The following is a 20,834-nucleotide window of genomic DNA, read 5'->3' on the forward strand; positions in this document are numbered from 1 at the left end:
GCGCCGGTCACCTGCGCCGAGGATGCGGGAGCGCGCCGACCGCCCGGCGGCTCCCACGCCGGACGGTCACCTGAGGGCAGCAACGGGCGACACCCGGTGGCACGCTCAGTGCCCGAGCGTCTCCCGCAGCTCCGGCGCCAGCAGCTCCCCGTGCGCCCGTACGAGGTCGTCGCACAGGTCCCAGATCCGCTCCACCGGCAGCGCGGCCGCCGTCGCCGGGTCGGCCATCGCCGCGTGCCGGATGTGCCGCGGGTCGCCGTCCGTGGCCGCGCGGACCACCAGGTCGGTGACCGAGACGTACGCCCGGTTCAGGGCCGCGCACTGCGGCGGCAGCGCGCCGACGCGGGTCGGCTGGACGCCCAACGCGTCGGTCAGGCAAGGCACTTCGACCACCGAGTCGGCCGGGAGGTTGTCGATCAGGCCGCGGTTGGGGACGTTGCCGTAGATCGTGCGGGGCGTGCCCGTGGCGATGGAGTGGATGATCTGAGGGGCGTACTCCAGGGTGCCCTCCACGGGCAGCGGGCGGCCCGCGGCGAGGGCCTCGCGGGTGCGCTCGTAGCTCGCCGCGTTCTCCTCGATGATCTCCAGGTAGGCGCCGACGGGCAGACGCAGCCGCTCGATCTCGCTGTCGTGGTGCAGATACCAGGGCACGTACTCCGAGGAGTGCTCGCTCGTCTCGGTCGGGTAGTGGCCGAGCCTGCGGTACATGTCCACCCGGACGCGGCGCAGCAGCCCCGGATCGCGGGCGATCGCCTTGTCCAGCAGCGGGTACAGGTCCTGACCGTCCCGCTCGAAACGCAGCACCCAGGCCTGGTGGTTGACGCCGGCCGCGAGGTAGGAGACCTCCTCGAAGGGGACGTCCACCAGGGCGGACAGGTCGTGCATCGTCCAGTAGACGGAGTGGCACAGACCGGTGACCTTCAGCCGTGGGGCGATGCGGCTCAGGTAGAGGACGTTCATCGCCATCGGGTTGGTGTAGTTCAACAGGTGGGCGTCGGGGCAGAGTTCGGCCATGTCCTCGGCGATGCCCTTGAGGACCGGGAAAGTGCGCAGTGCGCGGAAGATGCCGCCGACGCCCAGGGTGTCGGCGATGGTCTGGCGCAGGCCGTACCGGGCCGGGACGGCGAAGTCGGTGCGGGTGGCCGCGTCCATGCCTACCTGGACTATGTTGACGACGAAGTCGGCGTCCGCCAGTGCCGCCCGCCGGTCGAGGTGCGCGGAGATCACCGGCTTCGCTCCGCGCACGTCCGCGATGTGGCGGGCGGCGCCCTCCGCCGTCGCCAGCCGCTCCGGGTCGATGTCGTGCAACGCGACATGGACGTGGGCGAGTTCGGGGAAGGCGAACAGGTCGGCCAGCAGGCCCTGCGTGAACACCACGCTGCCCGCCCCCACGAAAACGATCTTCATCAGGTTCCTTCCGGCTCGGTGGCGGCACAGGCTTCGTCCCACGTCGGCTGTGCCGCCGTACCCCCGTGGGCGCGCGTCGACAGCGAGCCGCAGGCGACGGCGACCGCCAGAGACGCGCGCAGATCCAGTCCGCGCAGCCGCGCGGCGACGAAACCGGCGTCGAAGCTGTCGCCCGCACCCACGGTGTCGAGCGGCTCGACGGGAACGGCGGCGACACGCAGCCACTCCGCGCCGGTGTGGGCGAGGGCGCCCTCGGCCCCGTCCTTGACGACGACCGTCGGGCCGTACCGGGTCAACTCGGCTGCAGCATGCGCCAGTTGGACTTCACCGGACAGGGCGCGGGCCTCGGCCGCGTTCGGCAGCAGGAGGTCGGTCACCTTCAGGACCGGGTCCAGGAGGGCGCGGTCCCAGTGGCCGGCCGGGTCGTCGTTGGTGTCCAGCGAAGTGGTCGCCCCGTGCGCGCGGGCCTCGGCGAAGACCTCGGCCAGGGAGCGTGCGAGGCGTGGCATCAGGAAGAAGGACGAGGAGTGGACATGCCGGACGGCGGCCAGCAGTCCGGCCGGCACGTCCTCGAGGCCGGTCGCGGACAGACAGCCCGGCGAGGTGAGGATCGCCCGGTCGCCGTCGGCGGTGGTCACGATCGCCGTGAGGGGAGTGGGCAGTCGGGGATCCTGGACGAGATGGCTCACGTCCACGCCCCGCGCCACCATCGCCTGCCGGACGAACGCCCCCGCCGGATCGTCGCCCACCCGCCCCGCGAAGGCGACCCGCAGCCCGAGCCGAGCCGCCCCGCAGGCCATGATCGCCCCGGAGCCGCCGAGCACCAACCGGCCGTGCCCGACGAGCTGTTCGCGCTGCCCGAAGGCGAGCCCGCCCCTCACCGGCCCGACCACCACATCGGGATTGACATCCCCGATCACCAGCAGGTCGTACGACACCCCGCTCACCCCTTGATCCCGCTCGACGTGAGCGACTGCACGAAGGTCTTCTGCGCCAGCAGGAACGCGACCAGGACCGGCAGCACCGTGATGACGTTGCCCGCCATCACCGCCGACCACTTGGTGTGGTGCAGCCCCTGGAAGGTCGTCAGGCCGAGCTGGAGCGTGTACTGCGTGTCGTGGTTGATGGCGATCAGCGGCCAGGTCAGGTCGTTCCAGGTGGTCAGGAAGGTCAGCACGGCGACCGTCGCGAGGGCCGGCCGGGACAGTGGCAGCACGATCGAGAACAGCACCCGCAGCCGTGAGCACCCGTCGATCCAGGCCGCCTCCTCCATCTCCCGCGGCAGCGACAGGAAGAACTGCCGGAACAGGAACACCGCGAACGGCGTCACCAGCGACGGCAGGATCAGCGCGCCCAGCGTGTCGATCAGCCCGAGCCACTTCATCACCAGGAAGGTCGGGATCATCGTCAGCTGGAACGGCACCACCATCGTCGCCAGCATCAGCCCGAGCATCAGCCGCGAACCGCCGAACCGCATCCGGGCGAAGGCGTAGCCGCCGAGCGCCCCGAGCAGCAGGTTCGACAGCACGGCCACCGAGGCGACGATCAGCGAGTTGCCGAACCAGCGCGGGAAGAGCGCGTTGCCCAACATGTAGCGATAGCCGTCCAGATGGATCCCCCTGGGCCACAACGCCGGCGGGAACCGGTTGATCTCGGCGTCCGACATCACCGAACTCAGCACCAGCCACACGAACGGCACGGCGAACGCCAGCGCGATCGGCGCGAGCAGCAGATGCCAACCGAGGGTCGACCTGCGGGTGCTCGTCATCGGACGGCTCCTTCCGTACGGCCCTGCCGACGGCGTACGACCCGCAGCGCGCCGCCGGCCACCAGCAGCGCCACCGCGAGGACGTAGGCCGCGGCCGCCCCGTACCCCGCGGTGAACATCTGGAAGGCCTGCTGCCAGACGAAGTAGACGACGACCGTCGTCGATCCGAGCGGCCCGCCCTTGGTCGTCACGTAGATCAGGTCGAACACCTGAAGGGCGGTGATGCTCTCCCACAGCAGCAGGAACACGGTGACCGGCGTCAGCGCGGGCAGCGTGACATGGCGCAGCACCTGCCGGCGGTTCGCGCCGTCGAGGCGGGCGGACTCGACGAGTTCGGGCGGCACGTCCTGGAGTGCGGCGAGGTAGACGACGACACAGAAGCCGACGCCGCTCCAGAGGGAGATCAGCACTAGGAGGTAGAGCGCCTGGCCCGGGTCGGTCAGGAAGCCCTGTGAGGAGATGCCGAGGTGGTGCAGCAGTGCGTTGGCGACCCCGAACTCCGGGTCGAGGATGAAGGAGAACAGCACGCCCTGCGCGGTGGCCGACACCACGAACGGGATGAACACCAGCGTGCGGTACAGGCCGATGAGGCGGATACGGCGGTTCAGCGCCAGGGCCAGGGCGAGGCCGCCGACCAGGCTGAGCGGCACGTACAGGGCGGTGTAGAGGAGCGTGTTGCCCACCGCCGTACGGAAGCCCGGGTCCTGGGCGAGGGCGCGGTAGTTGTCGAGGCCGACCCAGCGGCTGGGCGTCACCAGGTCGTCCGCTCGGAAGGACAGCAGCAGGGACCAGACGACGGGCACGACGCTCAGGCCGAGGATCACCACCACCGAGGGGCCGATGAAGGCCCAGGCGGTGGCCCGTTCACGGCGGGCACGACGGCGGGCGGCCCGGCGGGCCGCGACGGGGAGCTCCGCCGCGGTGGGCGGCGGGAGGGTGAGGGGGCGGGGCAGTGTGGACATGACGGTCTCCCGTACCGGGGAAGTCACCTGGGGATCCGCAGGGCCGCGTCGGCCTTGTCGGCGCACCTGCGCAGGGCGTGTGCGGGGGAGTCCTGGGCGAGCAGGACGGACACGATCGCCTCGCCGAGCGGCTGGGAGATCTGCGGGTAGGCGGGGTGGACGGGCCGTACCCGCGCCGAGGTCAGCGAGTCGGTGAAGACGTCCAGGCCGGTGGTTCCGGCGCTGTACCGCCGCCACCCCGGCAGCTTCGCGGCCGCCGTGGTCAGCGGCAGACTGCCCGCCGACGCGTCCCAGCGCACGTCCTGCGCGGGCTCGGTCATCCAGCGCACGAACTCCACGGCCGCCCGCGAACGGGCCGAGCCGTTGTCGAACACCGTCCAGGTGTCCGGCCCCGAGATGGTGACCGGCCGCCCGCTGTACGTCGGCAGCGGTACGACGTCGTAGTCGATCTTCGCCTCGACGATGTCGGGGAGCTTCCAGGGCCCGGTCCCGACCATGCCGATACGGCCGCTCTGGAAGGCCTGGTACATCTGCTCGCCGCCGGGCTTCGGGTCGACGTACACACTCTTGTCGGTGGCGAGCCGGGCGAGGGTCGTGAGCGCCCGTACGCCCTCGTCGGCGAAGCCGATGTGCTTGCCGTCGGGGGCGACGACGTCTCCGCCGAGGTCCCAGATCATCGGCCACAGCCGCCAGACGGTGTCCTCGTCGCCGGTGCCGGGCCAGCCGGTGCCGAAGACACCGCGGCCGGGGTCGGTCAACGCCTTTGCCGTGGCGGCGAATTCGTCCCAGGACCAGCCGGCCCGCGGGAAGGGCAGGCCGGCCCGCCGGAAGAGCTTCCTGTTGTAGACGACGGCGAGCGAGTCGAGCAGCGCGGGCGCCGCCCGGACCCGCCCGTTGACGGTGACCGCGTCCCGCACCGGCTTCCAGTACGCGTTCCAGGGAGTCGGGCCGTCGTGCATCGCGTCGGTCAGGTCGACCACGCGCGGGCTGCGCGCGATGTTCGCCAGGTCCGAGCCGAAGATGTAGGCGACGTCCGGGTAGGACCCGGCGGCGAGGGCGGCGGTCACCTTCTGGAGCATCGCGTCGGAGATCACCCCGCCGCCGCCCGAGTCGACTCGGATCGCCGGATGCGTGCGGTTGAACTCGGCGACCAGCGCCTCCACCGCCTTGCGCGCCGTGTCGGCCTGGCCGTGCCACAGCTCCACGGTCACCCTGCCGTCGGCCCCCACCCCGCCCGAGGCGCCACCCGCGCAGCCGCTCACGGCGGCGGCCGAGGCCGCGCCGAGCAGCAGCCGACGACGTGACATTCCGGGTGGAGAACAGGCGTCGCCGGTCGTCCCGGGACTTCCGACGCGGTAGACACCCTTGACGGGCATGTCCGCTCCATCAATCGCGGGTACGACCCCGCCTCGGACCGGGTGTCCGTCGGTCCTGGCGACTTTGGCCGGGCTTGGAATTCGTCCGCTACCGGCTGGGCGCACCTCTGAGTGCCCCGCTGCGCGCGGCGGCACGTGTCCAGGATGAAAGCGCCAGGGGCCGCCCGCCGTCAAGAGGGGGCCGGGAAAGCAGAGGCCCGCGGGAGGGAACCACGTACGCTCCGAACTGGTACCCCACCCGGAAGGCAGGAGCAGCAACGATGCAGTACGTGAAGCTCGGTTCGACGGGCCTGGACGTGTCGCGGATCTGTCTGGGCTGTATGACCTACGGCCTGCCCGACCGGGGCGTGCACGAGTGGACGCTCGACGAGGAGGCGTCGCGTCCGCTGATCCGGCAGGCGCTGGAGGCCGGGATCAACTTCTTCGACACGGCCAACGTCTACTCCGACGGCACCAGCGAGGAGATCGTCGGCAAGGCGCTGCGCGACTTCGCCAACCGCGACGAGATCGTGCTCGCGACCAAGGTGAACGGCCGGATGCGGCCCGGGCAGAACGCCGCCGGACTGTCCCGCAAGGCCATCATGGCCGAGATCGACCACAGCCTGAGCCGCCTCGGCACCGACTACGTCGACCTCTACCAGATCCACCGCTTCGACCGGCACACCCCGGTCGAGGAGACCATGGAGGCCCTGCACGACCTGGTGAAGGCCGGCAAGGTCCGCTACATCGGGGCGAGTTCGATGTTCGCCTGGCAGTTCTCCAAGATGCAGTACGTCGCCGAGCGGCACGGCTGGACCAAGTTCGTGTCCATGCAGAACCACTACAACCTCCTCTACCGCGAGGAGGAGCGCGAGATGCTGCCGCTCTGCGCCGACCAGGGCGTCAGCGCACTGCCCTGGAGCCCGCTGGCCCGCGGCCGGCTCACCCGGGACTGGGGCACGGTGACCGAGCGCAGCGCGGGCGACAACTTCGGCAGCCGCCTCTACCCGGAGGGCGACCGCACCATCGTCGAGGCGGTCACCCGCATCGCGAACGACCGCGCCGTCCCGCGTGCCCAGGTCGCCCTCGCCTGGCTGCTGCACCAGGACACGGTGACGGCACCGATCGTCGGCGCCGCCAAGCCGCACCACATCGAGGACGCGGCGGCCGCGGTCGAACTGGAGCTGAGCGACAAGGAGATCGAGGAACTGGAGCAGCCCTACGCCCCGCACCCGATCGTCGGACACAGCTGACTAGTGCGGCCCGCGCGGTGCGAACTCCGTGCCGCACGGGCCGGCGCCCTCGCTCTCCGGCAGCGCGACCGGGTCGCCGCTCATCGTCAACGTCCGGTAGTACACGCCGATGCGCTCGGCCGAGCGGCCCACGTAGTGCCCGATGAACGACCGCCGGAACCGGTCCGCCGAACGGTTGGGCCCCGACCCGTGCACCAGGCTGCCGTTGAAGAACAGCACGTCACCCGGAGCCATGTCGACGGGCACGGCCGCGAGCCCCGGCGGCGGGGGCACGTACTCCCGCGCGAAGGACACCGCCTCGTCCGCCTCCTCCGGGCAGAACACGTCCATGAGATGCGTTCCCGGTACGACCTCGAGGCCGCCGTTCTCCCGGTCGATCACGTCGCAGGCCACCCAGGCCGCCACACACGTGCCCGGCTCGACCCGCAGATAGAAGTTGTCCTGGTGCAGCGCCTGCCCCCGCGCCCCCGGCGGCTTGAAGTAGAACATGCTCTGCGCGGCCAGGACCTCCTCCTCGAGCAGCACCTCCAGCACCGTCCGCAGCCGCGCGCCGAGCAGGACGCTCCGGGCCCGGTCGTTGATCTCGTGCGGGTGCATCACCCTCGGATACGCGGCGAGCGGGTCCGCCGAGTCGCGCGGCTGGAAGTGCCCCGGCACCGGCCCGCCCGCGTGCAGCGCCGCGAACTCGGCACAGAGACCGTCGATCTCCTCGTACTCGAACAGCCCGCGTACGACCGTGAAGCCCTCCTCCCGGAACTGGCGCAGTCCGTCCTGCGTCAGGATGGGAGCGCCGGTGGCGCCGTTGTCCGTGACTGTCATGCTTCCCCTCCTCGGTCAGGTCCCCCGACCCGAAACGCTAGGCCGTCACACGCCCCAGGAGGATGCCCGTGAACGCTGACGGATTGCCCATGGCTGCTGCACCGCCACCCGGGCTGGTCGTGGTCGGCCGCTACGACGAGCTGCCGGGTTACGGCATCAACCGGCCGGGCGGCGCCGAGAGTTGGCTCTTCGTCTGGACCACGGGCGGGAGCGGCCGGATCCGCCAGGGAGACACGGAGGCGCGGGCCGGCCTCGGGGACCTCGTCGTGCTCGCCCCGGGCGTCCGCCACCAGTACGCCGTCGAACCCGGCGCGCCCAACTGGCGCTTCTGGTGGGCCCATTGCCAGGCCCGCCCCGCCTGGACACCGTGGCTGCGCCCGTACGACACCGGCGACGGCCTGTACGTCGTCACCCCGACCCCCTTCGCGCTGCACGGCCGCGTGGAGGCGGCCTTCCGGCGGATGCTCGCCGACGCCCGCTGGACCGGCACCGAACCGCCGCCCTCGACCACCGCAGCCGCGGACGACCGGGTGGCCGTGGCGCACGGCACCGCGGCCCGCGAACTCGCCCTGTCCTCACTGGAGGAGGTCGTCCTGCTCACGGCCGCGACCGCACGTCCGCCGGTGCCCGTGCCCGGTGTCGACGCGCGGGTGCTTCGGGCGGAGACGCTGATCGCCGCCGATCCGGGCGCCCCGCACACGGTCCGCTCGCTCGCCGAGAGCGTCTCCCTGTCGCCCTCCCGCCTCGCCCACCTCTTCACCCGGCAGCTCGGCCTGTCCCCGATGCGGGCCCTGCGCGAGGCGCGGCTGCGACACGCGGCGCGACTGCTGGAAAGCACCGATCTGTCGGTGGACCGGGTGGCCGCGGCTTCCGGGTTCGTCAGCCCGTTCCACTTCAACCGGGTCTTCCGTGCGCGCTACGGGGTGCCGCCCGGCGTGTACCGGACGAGCGGCTCAATGGTTGGGACGTGACGTGGGGCGTCCGGTGCGACCGGTCACCTGTGTGGTCGGAGAGGTTGTTCAATGGTTGAGCATCGAGTCCGTGCGCGGCCAACTGAATACCGTTCTCAAATGGCCGACCGATAGCCGGACATCGCCGGGCGCCGAGATTGACGAATCGTCAATTTATCCTGTGCCGCGCGGAATGCACAAAACCGCGAGATCCCTTGTTAGGCCTCCCTGACCTGTGCAAAGGTGTGGCCTGTCGGCGCACAGGGAATGCTTATTCACTCTGTGTGCGCGAGGCGCCTCCCGTTCGCCCCCACGCTTCAAAAGAGCTGCCCCAGGCGGGCGTTCGAGACGCCGAACCCTGTACGAGCGGACCTCGTCGCCTTGTCGGCGGGTCCCCATACCGGTTGGTATGGACTTTATGCCGCATGGCCCCGAGAGGAATGCAGCCGTGAGAGACGCCGGCCTGTCGAATTCCCCCACGCCTGCCCGCCGGTTCGACGTGACGGACGAGCAACTGAGCGCCGAACTCAAGAAGTGGACGGGAACGACGCCCGCGCTGCAGCCGGTCGGTGAACTCCTGGACCGCCACTGGGAAGCGGCGTTCACCTATGCCCGGCTGTGCACCGACGGCGCCCCTGCCGCGGGAATGCTCACCACCGCCGCATTCACCCGGCTCTTCGGGGAGACCCTGCGGCAGAACGGGCCGACCTCCGCCTGGCGGCCCAGGCTCCTCGTCACCGTGCGCCGGATCGCGGCCGAGTGGGACAACGACCACCGTCGCGAACACCTCCACCCCGCCCTGCGCTCCGGCGCCGAGGGCGGGCAGCGGGTCGCGGCCCGGCTGCTCCCGCCGGCCGACCGGCGCCTGATGTCGGGGGCCTTCCAGCGGCTGCCCCAGTCGGCCCGCTGCCTGCTGTGGCACGTGGAGGTCGAGGCCGAGCCGCTGGAGATACCCGGCGGCCTGCTCGGCCTGGACGTGGAGGACGCGCGCGTCGAGCTGGGCCGGGCCCGTGAACGGCTGCGCGACGAGTGCCTCCAGGTCCACCGCGAACTCGCCCCCGAGCAGGAGTGCCGCCGCTACCTGCGGATGCTGGACGTGACCTACCGGCGCGGCGGAATCGACATCGACCCGGACCTCGCCGCCCACCTCGCCCGGTGCCGGCACTGCAGCCACACCGCCGACCAGCTGGCCCAGTTCAACCAGGCGCTCGGCGTCGCACTGGCCGAGGCGGTGCTCGGCTGGGGCGCCCAGGCCTATGTGGAGGCGCGGCTGGCCGGACCGGTCGAGGGCATCTCCCAGCCCCTCCCGGCGGAGGTGCAGCCCCCCACGATGGCCGGCGAGCCGTTCAGCACCCCGGGCGTCCCGATGGCCCCCATCGGCCTTCCGCCCGGCACCCCACCCAGACCCGAGGGGCGTCCCGGCTCCCGCCGCTCGGACCGGAGCCGAACCGGTTCGCATCCCGCGCCCCAGCCCCGTACCGGCTCCCGCCGCTCGGCCCAGACGGCCGCCCGGCGCGCCGCGGCCCGGCGCCGCAACCTCACCGCGGCCGTCCTCACGGTGAGCGGGCTCGTGGTCCTCCCGCTCGTCCTGTGGACGGTCCTCGGCTCCGGCGACAGCACCCCTTCGGCCGACGGCGGCCACGCATCGCCGACCCCGGCCCCGTCCAAGAGCACGGTGGCCGGCGACCCGTCCTGGATCAGCGCGAGCGAGGCCGCCCAGGGCGACGTACAAGGCAGGCTGCACAACATCGACTCCGGGCTGTGCGTGGCCGTCGTCGGCAACAAGGCCGTCAAGGGCGCCGAGACCGAACTCGCCTCCTGCTCCGCGGTGACGAGCCAGCAGTGGTCGTACGAGACCGACGGCCGCCTGCGCAGCATCGCCGACCCCGACCTGTGCCTGGACTCCCACCTCGGCTACTCGGTGCAGCTCGCCCCGTGCGCGGCCACGACCCAGAAGAACATCCGCTACGACTTCACACTCCAGGGCACGGTCGTCCCGCGCTGGGACCAGGACCTTGCGCTGAGCCCCGCCGCCACCGACGGCTCGGGCGCCCTGGTGGTCAAGAACCGCGACGGCAGCGACGCCCAGCGCTGGGTCTTCGACACGTCCAAGGCCGACCTCCAGATGCAGGTCGTCAACTGGGACGCGGACAGCACCCCGGTACCGACGCCCACCGTCAAGAAGGCCACTCCGACGCCGTCGAAGACCCCCACGCCGAAGCCGACCGCGACGACGGCCTCCCCGACCCCGTCGAACGCGTACCCCACCACGAACCCCTACTGCTACTACAACCCGTCCTACTGCGACGGCTGGGGCGGCGGTTCCGGCGGAGGGGGTTATGGCGGTGGCGGCTACGGGGGTGGGGGCTACGGCGGCGGTAACGGCCACTGATCCGGTCGGCGGCCTCAGACCCCGACGGTCTGGAGCGACAGCCACAGCGCCGCCACGGCCGCCAGGAGCGCGGCCGGGGTGGCGAGCAGGCCGAGCCGGGTGAACTCGCCGAGGTCCGCGTCCACGCCGTGCCGGTGCACGATCCGCCGCCACAGCAGCGTCGCGAGCGATCCGGCGTAGGTCAGGTTCGGGCCGATGTTCACCCCGAGCAGCACCGCGAGCACCGCGCCCGGCCCGGCCGCGGCCGTCAGCGGCAGCAGGACCAGGACCGCGGGCAGGTTGTTGATCAGGTTCGCCAGTATGGCGGCCAGCGCGGCGATGCCGAGCAGCGCGAGCAGGCCCGAGCCCGAGGGCAGTACATGGTCGAGGGCGTCGGCGAGCCCGTTGTCCACCACCGCCCGCACCACGATGCCGAGCGCGAGCACGAACGCCAGGAACGTCGGCGCCGAGGCCCGCACCGCCGAGACCGGGCCGGCCTTGCGCCGTACCAGCGCACGCCCCGCCAGCACCAGCGCGCCCGCGGTGGCCACCCACACCGGCTCGACGCCGACCGCGGAGGCCACCACGAACCCGGCGAGCGTGCAGCCCACGGTGATCAGTGCGAACAGGGGCAGCTCGGGCGTCTCGCCGGGCTCGGGGGAGTGGACGCGGGCGCTGAGGTCGTCGTCGAAGAAGCGCCGGAAGACCAGGTACTCGGCGCCGATCGCGACCAGCCAGGGCAGGGTCATCAGGGCCGCGAACCGGGTGAAGCTCAGCCCGCTGGTCTCGAAGGCGAGGAGGTTCGTCAGGTTGGAGACCGGCAGCAGCAGCGAGGCCGTGTTGGACAGGTGCGCGCACGCGTAGAGGTGGGGCTTCGCCCGTACGCCCGCGCGGGCCGCGGTGGCGATCACCACCGGCGTGAGCAGCACGACCGTGGCGTCCAGGCTGAGCACGGCGGTGATCGCCGAGGCCAGCACGAACACCGAGGTCAGCAGGCGGGTCGGGGACCCGGCCGCGCGCCGGGCCATCCACGCACCGCAGGCCTGGAACAGCCCGTCGACGTCACAGAAGTGGGCGATCACCAGCACCGCCGCCAGGAAACCGACCACGGGCCCGAGCCGTGCCGCCTCCTCCCGGGCGTGGTCCAGCGAGATCGCCCCGGTGGCGATCACGATCCCCGCCGCCGGGACGGCCACCACCGCCTCCGGCAGGCCCTTCGGGCGCAGTACGGCGAAGGCGAGGACGGCGACGAGCAGGACGGCGGACAGGGTCTCGGCGAGCGGGGTGTTCAGGGCTGGGTCCTTCGGAGTGGTTCAGGGCGGGAACCGTCAATGAAAACAGGTCGGAGTAAGACGCCTGCCCCGCCCCCGGCTCCTCAGGCCCCGGTGCCGGGGCTGAAGACGGTCAGGAAGACCGACGAGGAGTTCCCGGAGACCGGCACCTGGCCGCCGGTCCACTTCACCTTGAGCGAGTCCCGCTCGTCCGGCGGGGTCACCAGCAGCGTCGCCGGGGTGGCGGGGTGTGCGCCGCTGACGTCCGGGTTCGAGAACGACAGCCCGGCCCAGGCGCTCTGGCCCGGATCCAGGGTGACCGTCTCCGGCGTACCCGAGGAGCGCTTGGGATCCGGCCCCAGCTGCTTGCCGGAGGCGTCCGTGAACGCGGCGCCCGGGTAGCCGCGCACGGTGCAGGTGTGGGAGGCCTTGTTGGTCAGGACGATCGGGAAGTTCTCCTGCCCGGCGCCGGGGTTGTTGCGCCCGACCGTCGCGCTGAGCTGGGAGGTGAGACAACGGGTGCTGACGCTGCCGGAGGCCGACACGCCCTCGGACGGAGTACTGGTCCCCGTCCCGGCGCCGGAGGCCGAGCCGGACGGCGTCCCGGTCGGCGACGCGGTGGTGGACCCGGTCGCGGTCCCGTCGGTGGCGGGAGCGGCCGTGCCCGGCAGGGTGCTCGGCGAACTCGCCGTGTCGTCGCCGCTGCCACACGCGGTCAGCAGACCCAGCACCGCGACCGCGCTCGCGAGCAGGGCCGCCCGGCGGACGGAGGGGGACTTCTTCATCATGGTCCTCAACACTCCCGGAGGTTTCTCGCACACGCCCGGCGTATGCGTACGGCGCTCTGTGCCCCGTCATACAGGTCCGATGCCCGACGGGGCGGAAAAGTTCGCGAGTGTTGCGCGTCAGCCACCGAGACGTACGGAACCGAGGATGCGCTCGGCCGAAGGACCCTTGCCGCTCTCCCGGATCTGCACGTACACCTGCGGCCGCGCGTCACCGCCCGCCGGCGCCAGCGCGGCCTCGGTCACCGACCCGGGACCCGGGCAGCCGCTCCAGGTGCGCACCCTGCCGTGCCAGGCCGGACCGGTGTAGGTCCGGCCGCCGTCGTAGTGGCAGCCGGAGTGGACGAGACCGTTCACGGCGGCCGTGAGGTCTCCGTGCTCGCCGAGGCCGACGAACACACCGTTGACGCCCGCACCCAGGTCCTGCCACTTCGCCAGGTCGTCCGCGACCGCGAACCCCGGCTCGTGCCCGGCGGGCAGCCCGAGCGCCCGCGGATCCCAGCCCGAGTCCCGCAGTTGGCGATCCCAGGCGGCGGGTACGTCGGCCACGACCCGGCCGCTGCTGTCGGCGACCCGCAGCTCGGCAGCCGGCGCCGCCCCGCGCGCCAGCGTGAGCGTCACGCCGACCACCGCGGCCACCGCGACGACGCCGGACAGCGCGAGGACCGTCCGATGCCGCCGGGGTCGCGGTCCCGCGGCGAGGCGGTCCAGCTCCTCCGCGAAGGCCTGCGCGCTCGGCCAGCGACGTCCGCGGTCCGGTTGCAGCGCCCGCATCAGGGCCCGCCGGACCGCCGGGTCGAGCCCCGTCCGCAGCCGGTCGGGCCGTACGACCCGGCCCGGCGCACCCGGCACCGCCCCGGTGACCAGGTGATAGCCGACCGCCCCCAGGCTGTACACGTCGGCCCGCGCGTCGATCCCCGCGCCCACCTCCGCCTGCTCGGGCGGCCGGTAGCCCGCCGACCCCGCGGCCTGGGTGAGCCCGGACGCCTGCGCCAGGCTCTTCGCCAGCCCCAGGTCGGCCAGCAGCACCCGCGAACCGCCCTCGGCCAGCAGCACGTTGGTCGGCTTGATGTCCCGGTGCACGATCCCCGCCTCGTGCAGCGCGGCCGCGCCCCGGGCGGCCGCCGCCGTCAGCCGCAGCGCCTCGGACACGGGCAGCGGACCGGCGTCCAGCAGCTCGGCGAGGGTGCCGCCGTCGGCGTACTCCATCACGAAGTACGGCCTGCCGTCGGGCAGTTCACCGATGTCGTAGACCTGCACCACCCGCTCCGAACCCGCCCGCCGCAGCATGCGCGCCTCGGCCAGGAAGCGTTCGCGGACGTCGAGGCGGTGGGACCAGTTGTCGGCGAGGACCTTCACGGCGACCGGTGCTTCGAGCACGTCGTCGTGGGCGAGCCAGACCGTGCCGAACGCGCCCGAACCCAGGCGCCGCTCCAGGCGGTAGCGCCCGATCCGTTCGACGGAGTGCATACGACTATCATGCCTGGCCGTGGACCGATCCCGAGCAGAGCAGCTCGTCCCGCCGGCCGAGGAGCTGGCCCGCGGCGCGGCGGCGGGCGACGGCGCCGCGCTGGAGGAGCTGCTGCACGCGATCCGGCCCGAGGTCCTCCGGCGCTGCGGACGGTTCCTGCCCTGCCGGGAGGACGCCGAGGAGGCGGCCCAGGACGTCCTGCTCCAAGTCGCCCGCAGGATCGGCACCTTCGAGGGGCGCAGCCGCTTCAGCACCTGGCTGCACACTGTCGTCGCCAACTGCTGTCGGCAGAAGTACCGGGAGCTGAAACGCCGGGCCGCCGAACAGCCCGTCCCGGTCCACGACGACCGGCAGGCCGATCCGCGCACCACCAGCGTGATCGCCGGTTCGCGCCTCGACCTCCTCGACGCCCTGGACCGGCTGGAACGCGAACGCCCGCACCTGGTGGCGCCGTTGGTCTACCGGGACATCTGCCAGCTCGACTACGCCGAGGCCGCCGAACGGGCCGGTGTGCCGCTGGGCACCTTCAAGTCGCGGCTGCACGAGGCGCGTCGGCAGGTCAGGCCGTGGCTCGCGGACGGGTCCTGACGCTCACTCGTCGTCGAGCAGCCCGATCTCCGCCCAGATCGTCTTGCCCTCCGTGGTGTGCCGGCTGCCCCAGCGCTGGGTGAGCTGGGCGACCAGCAGCAGCCCGCGGCCGCCCTCGTCGAAGGTCTTCGCCCGGCGCAGATGCGGCGCCGTGTGGTTGGTGTCGGAGACCTCGCAGATCAGCGTGGTCGCGTCGTGGATCAGCCGGAGCCGGATCGGATGGGCACCGTACCGGATCGCGTTGGTGACCAGCTCGCTCACCACCAGCTCGGCGGTGAAGGAGGCCTCCAGCAGCCCCCAGACCTCGAGTTGCCCCACGACCTGCTTGCGGATGGGGGCGACCAGCGCCGGGTCGGCCGGGATGTGCCAGGTCGCGACCTGGGAGGCGGGCAGCCCGCGGGTGCGGGCCAGCAGCAGCGCCACGTCGTCCGCCGCGCCGCCCGGCGGCAGCAGGGCGTGCAGGATCCGGTCGCAGGTCTCGTCCAGCGAGTCGGCGTACGTGGCCAGCGCGTCGCACAGCAACTGGTGGCCGGCGTCGACGTCCCGCTCACGGGATTCGATCAGACCGTCCGTGTAGAACGCCAGCACGCTGCCCTCGCGCAGCTCCAGCTCGGCCGACTCGAACGGCAGCCCGCCCAGGCCCAGCGGCGGCCCGGCCGGGAGCTTCACCCCTTCCGGCTCGCCGTCCGGCACCATCACGACCGGCGGCGGATGCCCCGCCCGCGCCATCGTGCAGCGGCGCGAGACCGGGTCGTAGACCGCGTACAGACAGGTGGCCCCCACCTCGCCGGGGCTGCCCTCGCTGCCCGCCTCCGCGGACAGCCGTACGACCAGGTCGTCGAGGTGGGTGAGGAGTTCGTCGGGAGCGAGGTCTATGTCGGCGAGAGTGCGGACGGCGGTGCGCAGCCGGCCCATGGTGGCCGAGGCCTGGATGCCGTGGCCGACGACGTCCCCGACGACCATGGCGACCCGCATCCCGGACAGCGGGATCACGTCGAACCAGTCGCCGCCCACCCCGGCCCGGGCCGCCGGGAGATAGCGGGAAGCGGCGTCCACGGCCGCCGTGCGCGGCAGCGATCTCGGCAGCAGGCTGCGCTGGAGGGCGAGGGCGGTCTCGCGCTCGCGGGAGAACCGGCGGGCGTTGTCGATGCACACGGCGGCCCGCGCGGTCACCTCCTCGGCGAGCAGTACGTCGTCGGGTGTGAACGGGTCCTCGCGTCTGAAGCGGGCCAGGACGGCGACGCCGAGCGTGAGGCCGCGGGCCTGGATCGGCACGGACATCGTGGAGTGGATGCCGTACTCCTTGATCCGCTCGAGGCGGGCCGGGTCCCAGGTCAGCCAGTCGTCGAGGTCGTCGGACTCGATCGTGGCCACGATGGTGTGGCCCGCCAGCAGCGAGTCGGCCTGCGGGGACGGGACCGGGTAGAGGTCCAGGTGCCCCGGCTTGACCACGGCCTCGGGGGTGCCGGGGTTGAGGGAGCGGTGGGCGGCGCGGCGCAGGCTGATCGGGGCGCTCAGCGGTCCGGCGAGGGGCTCGGCCCCGGAGTCCGGCGGGTCGAGCAGGTCGACGCTGACGAAGTCGGCGAGCGCGGGGACGCAGACCTCCGCGAGCTCCTGAGCCGTTCGGGTTACGTCGAGGGTGGTGCCGATACGGACACTGGCCTCGTTGACGAGCTGGAGCCGCTCGCGGGCCATGTACTCCTCGGTGAAGTCGTGGGCGGCGACGCACACGCCCCGCACCCGTCCCGTCGCGTCGGTGACCGGGGCCATCCGGGCCAGCCAGGCGTGTGCGCGGACGTCCCCGCCGGCCGGTACATGGGTGCGCACGTCGTGGCCCTGGCCGGTGGTGAGGACGCGCCGCAGATGACGCTCTATGTCTGCGCTCTGCCGTCGGCCGGTCATCTCGAACGCGCGCAGCCCCCGTACCCGCTCCTCGGGCAGCCCCAGCACGTCCGCCATGACCTCGTTCATCCGCCGCAGCCGGAGCCGCTCGTCGTAGATCGCCACGGCACAGGGGGACTGGAGGAGACCGACCTGCTCCAGCGGATCGTCGGCCGCGCGCGGGGCGTCACCCTCCAGGGGCGTCACCACGAGCCAGCGGACCGGTCCGCCCTCCTCGGCCTCGACACGGTGCACCAGCAGCCAGACGGGCACCGGGTCGCCGTCCCGGTGGCGGAGCGTGACGATGCCGTGCCAGCGGATGTCGCGGGGATCGAACTCCGGACCCGGGGCCGTCTCGATCACCAGGTCGGTGGCCCGGCGGCCCAGGACGTCCGCCGCCGGCCAGCCCAGCAGCCGCTGAGCACCGTCGTTCCACTCGACGAGCGTGCCGCCCGCATCGATGACCGCCCGCGCTGTCGCGGCATCGTCGAACGGGTACACCGGACTCATCGTCGCCACTCCATCGCGCGCACTCACAGTGAACAGCCAGGTCACTTGGGTTCCAGCCTAGTGCGTCAAAGCCCGCCACGTTCGGAGAACCCCTGGCCGGGGGTGTGAACGGTCAAGGGGGAATTCCGGTCGTCGTGACGCACGCGGCAGAAGTCGTCCGCCGCACCCTTGACGGGCCTGTGCGGCGCCCCGTCAGAATCTGTTTGTTCACGATCAGTTGTGAGTACTTCTGGGCCCTGATGAGGGAGAGCCGCATGACGGTCACTCGCAGATCGGTTTTGATCGCCTCCACCGCCGCGCCCGCGGCCGGAGCGCTCCTCGCCACCCCGGCGGCCCGCGCCGCCGAGGCCGCCGGGAGCGCGTCCGGCCGCCGCACGGTCGCCCTGCGCGACGGCTGGCGCTTCGCGCTGGTCAACGCGGGCGGGATCACCGATCCGACCGGCGCGTACGCGAACGCCCCCGACCCCGGCTACGACGACTCGGCGTGGCGCGAGGTCGCGGTCCCGCACGACTGGAGCATCGAGCAGACCCCCACCACCGAGAACGGCACCACCAGCGGCACCGGCTTCTTCCCCGGCGGCCTCGGCTGGTACCGCCTCGCCTTCACCCTGCCGCCCGCGCTCGCCGGGAAGCGGATCTCGGTGGAGTTCGACGGCGTCTACATGGACTCCTACGTCTACTGCAACGGCACCCAGGTCGGCCGTCACCCCTACGGCTACACCGGCTTCGCCCTCGACCTCACCGGTCTGGTGCACACGGACGGCAGCACCGAGAACGTCATCGCGGTCAAGGTGCAGAACCAACTCCCCAGCAGCCGCTGGTACTCGGGCAGCGGCATCTACCGCGAGGCCCGCCTGGTGATCACCGAGCCGGTGCACGTGGAGCGCTGGGGCACGTACGTGACCACGCCGGACATCACCGGCGAGCGGGCCGTGGTACGGGTGCGCACCTCGGTGGTGAACGAGTCGGGAGCCGAGAGCCGGGTCGAGGTCCGCACGGCGGTGAAGGACCCCGACGGCCGTACGGTGGCCCGCGCGGCCGGCACGGTCACGGTCACCGACAGGACCGTCGAGACCCACGAACTCACCGTCCCCAAGCCCGAGTTGTGGGACATCGCGACCCCGGACCACCGCTACACCGTGGAGACCGAACTCCGGGTGGGCGGCAGGACCGTCGACACCTACCGCACCCCCTTCGGTATCCGCACCTACCGCTTCGACCCGGACGAGGGCTTCTCCCTCAACGGTACCCACACCAAGATCAAGGGCGTCGACCTCCACCACGACCAGGGCGCCCTCGGCTCCGCCATCAGCGTCGACGCGGTCCGCAGACAGCTGACCATCATGAAGTCGATGGGCGTCAACGCCTTCCGCACCTCCCACAACCCGCCCTCGCCGCAGATCATCCAGGTCTGCGAGGAGCTGGGCATCGTGATGATGGTGGAGGCCTTCGACTGCTGGAAGACCGGCAAGACCAAGTACGACTACGGCCGCTTCTTCGACGAGTGGTGCGAGCAGGACGCCACCGAGATGGTCCTCGCGGCCCGCAACTCGCCCGCCGTGGTGCTGTGGTCCATCGGCAACGAGATCCCCGACTCCACCTCCACCGCCGGGCTCGCGATGGCCGACCGGATCATCGGCGCGATCAGGGCGGCCGACGACACCCGGCCCCTCGTCATCGGCTCGGACAAGTACCGGGGCGTGCCCGCCAAGGGCTCGGCCTCCGACCTGATGCTCGCCAAGCTCGACGGCCTCGGCCTCAACTACAACACCGCCAAGTCGGTGGACGCCCTGCACGCGGCCTACCCGCACCTGTTCCTCTTCGAGTCCGAGTCCTCCTCGGAGACCTCGACCCGCTCGACGTACCAGGAGCCGGAGCACCTGAACACCGGCGAGAACTACACGCCGGGCAGGCGGGCCACCTCCTCGTACGACAACAACCTCGCCTCCTGGACCATGAGCGGGGAGTACGGCCACAAGAAGGACCGGGACCGGAAGTGGTTCGCCGGGCAGTTCCTGTGGTCCGGCATCGACTACATCGGCGAGCCGACGCCGTACAACGTCTTCCCGGTCAAGGCGTCCTTCTTCGGCGCGGTCGACACGGCCGGCTTCCCCAAGGACATGTACTACCTGTTCCAGAGCCAGTGGATCGGCGAACCCATGGTCCATCTGCTGCCCATGAGCTGGAACCACGAGGACGGCGACACGGTCGAGGTCTGGGCCTACTCCAACGTCGGGACCGTCGAGCTCCTCCTCAACGGAAAGTCCCTCGGCACGCGGACCTTCGACACCAAGAAGACCACCGACGGGCGCACCTACCTGGAGACCACCGAGGCGACCGGCGACGACAAGACCTTCACCGGCGGCCCCTACCCGGGCAGTTACACCAGCCCCAACGGCAGCGCGGGCAAGCTGCACCTGATCTGGAAAGTGCCTTACGTGCCCGGTGAGTTGAAGGCGGTGGCGCGCAGCGACGGCAAGGTGGTGGCCACCGATGTGCTGCGCACGGCGGGGGAGCCCCATGCCGTACGGCTCACCGCCGACCGCAAGTCCCTTGCCGCGGACGGGCGTTCGCTCGTCTTCGTGACCGCGGACGTGGTCGATGCCCGGGGTGTGGTGGTGCCGGACGCCGAGCACCTGATCACCTTCGACGTCGCGGGCGGCTCCCTCGCCGGGCTCGACAACGGCCGCGAGGAGAGCGCCGAGCGCTACCAGGCCAGCACCCGGACGGCCTTCCACGGCAAGGCCCTCGCCATCGTGCGGTCCGGCACCAAGGCGGGCGCGCTGAAGGTGACGGCGCGGGCGGAGGGGCTGCGGAAGGGTACGGCGACCGTGCGTACGACGCATGCCCGCTCGGTCGCGGCGACCGCCCCGACGCCGTTCCAGCCGGATTACCCGGCCGCCCCGAACTACCCCTTGGTGGACGCGAGTTACTCCGGCCGCCCCGACACCCTCCCCGCCGCGATGCTCGACGGCGACACGGCCACCGGCTGGTCCAACGGCTTCGCCAAGTCGGCCACGGCTCTGCTGCCCGCCTTCAGCGGAGCCAGGACCAAGGACTGGGTCTCCGTCGACTACGGGCGCACCCGGAGCTTCACCCGGGTCGAGGTCTCCTTCACCGTCGACGCCACGCACAGCCTGCCCGCCTCGGTGGAGGCGGCCGTGTGGGACGGCCGCGCGTACGTGCCCGTCACGGGCGCGGCGGTCGACTGGGCCACCTCCTCGGACGCGGCCACCGTCGTCACCTTCGACGCGGTGAGCGGCTCCCGGCTGCGGCTGACGCTGACCAGCGCGCATCCCGGGCAGGCCGTCGGAGCGGCGCGCATCAGCAAGCTGGAGGCGCCCGCGAGCTGAGCAGGGCGTGACGGTCCGGGCGGGAACCAGTCCCGTCCGGACCGTTGACGGGGTGTCATGGCTCCAACAAGCATGGCTGCGTCCGCATCT

15 protein-coding genes are annotated in these 20,834 nt (G+C 72.0%); 5 read left to right on the forward strand and 10 right to left on the reverse strand.

Features of this window, described 5'->3' with window-relative positions:
• Positions 1-105: 105 nt before the first annotated feature.
• From ACQEWB_RS46605 to ACQEWB_RS46625, 5 genes are read right to left on the reverse strand one after another with little or no spacing between them, the layout of a single operon-like run.
• Positions 106-1,407 (reverse strand): alpha-glucosidase/alpha-galactosidase, encoded by a 1,302-nt coding sequence (locus tag ACQEWB_RS46605; RefSeq protein WP_432842489.1) that lies wholly within the window; start codon positions 1,405-1,407, stop codon positions 106-108.
• The gene (locus tag ACQEWB_RS46610; RefSeq protein WP_432842491.1) at positions 1,407-2,354 is read right to left on the reverse strand and encodes a carbohydrate kinase family protein; all 948 of its coding nucleotides are present in this window, start codon (positions 2,352-2,354) and stop codon (positions 1,407-1,409) included. Before ACQEWB_RS46610 ends, ACQEWB_RS46605 begins: the two co-directional genes overlap by 1 nt.
• The gene (locus ACQEWB_RS46615) at positions 2,351-3,175 is read right to left on the reverse strand and encodes a carbohydrate ABC transporter permease (protein WP_432842493.1); all 825 of its coding nucleotides are present in this window, start codon (positions 3,173-3,175) and stop codon (positions 2,351-2,353) included. Before ACQEWB_RS46615 ends, ACQEWB_RS46610 begins: the two co-directional genes overlap by 4 nt.
• Positions 3,172-4,137, reverse strand: coding sequence for a carbohydrate ABC transporter permease (locus ACQEWB_RS46620; protein WP_432842495.1), 966 nt, complete (start codon positions 4,135-4,137; stop codon positions 3,172-3,174). The genes ACQEWB_RS46615 and ACQEWB_RS46620 overlap by 4 nt, the downstream gene beginning before the upstream one ends.
• Positions 4,138-4,160: 23 nt before the next feature.
• Entirely contained in the window at positions 4,161-5,444 is a 1,284-nt protein-coding gene (locus tag ACQEWB_RS46625; protein WP_432842497.1) for an ABC transporter substrate-binding protein, read from the reverse strand.
• A 329-nt stretch (positions 5,445-5,773) separates the two neighbouring features.
• Here ACQEWB_RS46625 and ACQEWB_RS46630 point away from each other — a divergent pair, with 329 nt between their 5' ends.
• Positions 5,774-6,745 (forward strand): aldo/keto reductase, encoded by a 972-nt coding sequence (locus ACQEWB_RS46630; protein ID WP_432842499.1) that lies wholly within the window; start codon positions 5,774-5,776, stop codon positions 6,743-6,745.
• On the opposite strand, the gene ACQEWB_RS46635 is transcribed toward ACQEWB_RS46630, so the two are convergent.
• Entirely contained in the window at positions 6,746-7,564 is an 819-nt protein-coding gene (locus ACQEWB_RS46635; RefSeq protein ID WP_432842501.1) for a phytanoyl-CoA dioxygenase family protein, read from the reverse strand.
• 62 nt (positions 7,565-7,626) lie between these two features.
• Here ACQEWB_RS46635 and ACQEWB_RS46640 point away from each other — a divergent pair, with 62 nt between their 5' ends.
• Together ACQEWB_RS46640 and ACQEWB_RS46645 are read left to right on the forward strand one after the other, a co-directional pair.
• Positions 7,627-8,535: a helix-turn-helix domain-containing protein gene (locus ACQEWB_RS46640; RefSeq protein ID WP_432842503.1), complete on the forward strand. Its 909-nt coding sequence runs from the start codon at positions 7,627-7,629 to the stop codon at positions 8,533-8,535.
• Between the two features lie 427 nt (positions 8,536-8,962).
• A complete protein-coding gene (locus tag ACQEWB_RS46645; protein WP_432842505.1) occupies positions 8,963-10,906 on the forward strand; it encodes a ricin-type beta-trefoil lectin domain protein in 1,944 nt (647 codons plus the stop codon).
• A gap of 14 nt (positions 10,907-10,920) precedes the next feature.
• Here ACQEWB_RS46645 and ACQEWB_RS46650 read toward each other — a convergent pair whose 3' ends face one another.
• From ACQEWB_RS46650 to ACQEWB_RS46660, 3 genes are all read right to left on the reverse strand, one after another.
• Positions 10,921-12,177 (reverse strand): SLC13 family permease, encoded by a 1,257-nt coding sequence (locus tag ACQEWB_RS46650; protein ID WP_432844355.1) that lies wholly within the window; start codon positions 12,175-12,177, stop codon positions 10,921-10,923.
• A gap of 83 nt (positions 12,178-12,260) precedes the next feature.
• Positions 12,261-12,944: a DUF4232 domain-containing protein gene (locus ACQEWB_RS46655; RefSeq protein ID WP_432842507.1), complete on the reverse strand. Its 684-nt coding sequence runs from the start codon at positions 12,942-12,944 to the stop codon at positions 12,261-12,263.
• Positions 12,945-13,061: 117 nt separating this feature from the next.
• Complete coding sequence (locus tag ACQEWB_RS46660) at positions 13,062-14,411, reverse strand: serine/threonine-protein kinase (protein ID WP_432842509.1); 1,350 nt, start codon at positions 14,409-14,411, stop codon at positions 13,062-13,064.
• Positions 14,412-14,430: 19 nt separating this feature from the next.
• On the opposite strand from ACQEWB_RS46660, the gene ACQEWB_RS46665 reads away from it, so the two are divergent.
• Entirely contained in the window at positions 14,431-15,000 is a 570-nt protein-coding gene (locus ACQEWB_RS46665; RefSeq protein ID WP_432842511.1) for an RNA polymerase sigma factor, read from the forward strand.
• 3 nt (positions 15,001-15,003) lie between these two features.
• Here the strand turns inward: ACQEWB_RS46665 and ACQEWB_RS46670 are convergent, their stop codons facing one another.
• A complete protein-coding gene (locus ACQEWB_RS46670; RefSeq protein WP_432842513.1) occupies positions 15,004-17,391 on the reverse strand; it encodes a SpoIIE family protein phosphatase in 2,388 nt (795 codons plus the stop codon).
• 254 nt (positions 17,392-17,645) lie between these two features.
• On the opposite strand from ACQEWB_RS46670, the gene ACQEWB_RS46675 reads away from it, so the two are divergent.
• On the forward strand, positions 17,646-20,744 hold the full coding sequence (locus ACQEWB_RS46675) for a glycoside hydrolase family 2 TIM barrel-domain containing protein (protein ID WP_432842515.1): 3,099 nt from the start codon (positions 17,646-17,648) through the stop codon (positions 20,742-20,744).
• Positions 20,745-20,834 lie beyond the last annotated feature (90 nt).

Origin of the sequence: Streptomyces sp. CA-249302 (assembly GCF_050936785.1) — a bacterium.
Lineage (GTDB): Bacteria > Actinomycetota > Actinomycetes > Streptomycetales > Streptomycetaceae > Streptomyces.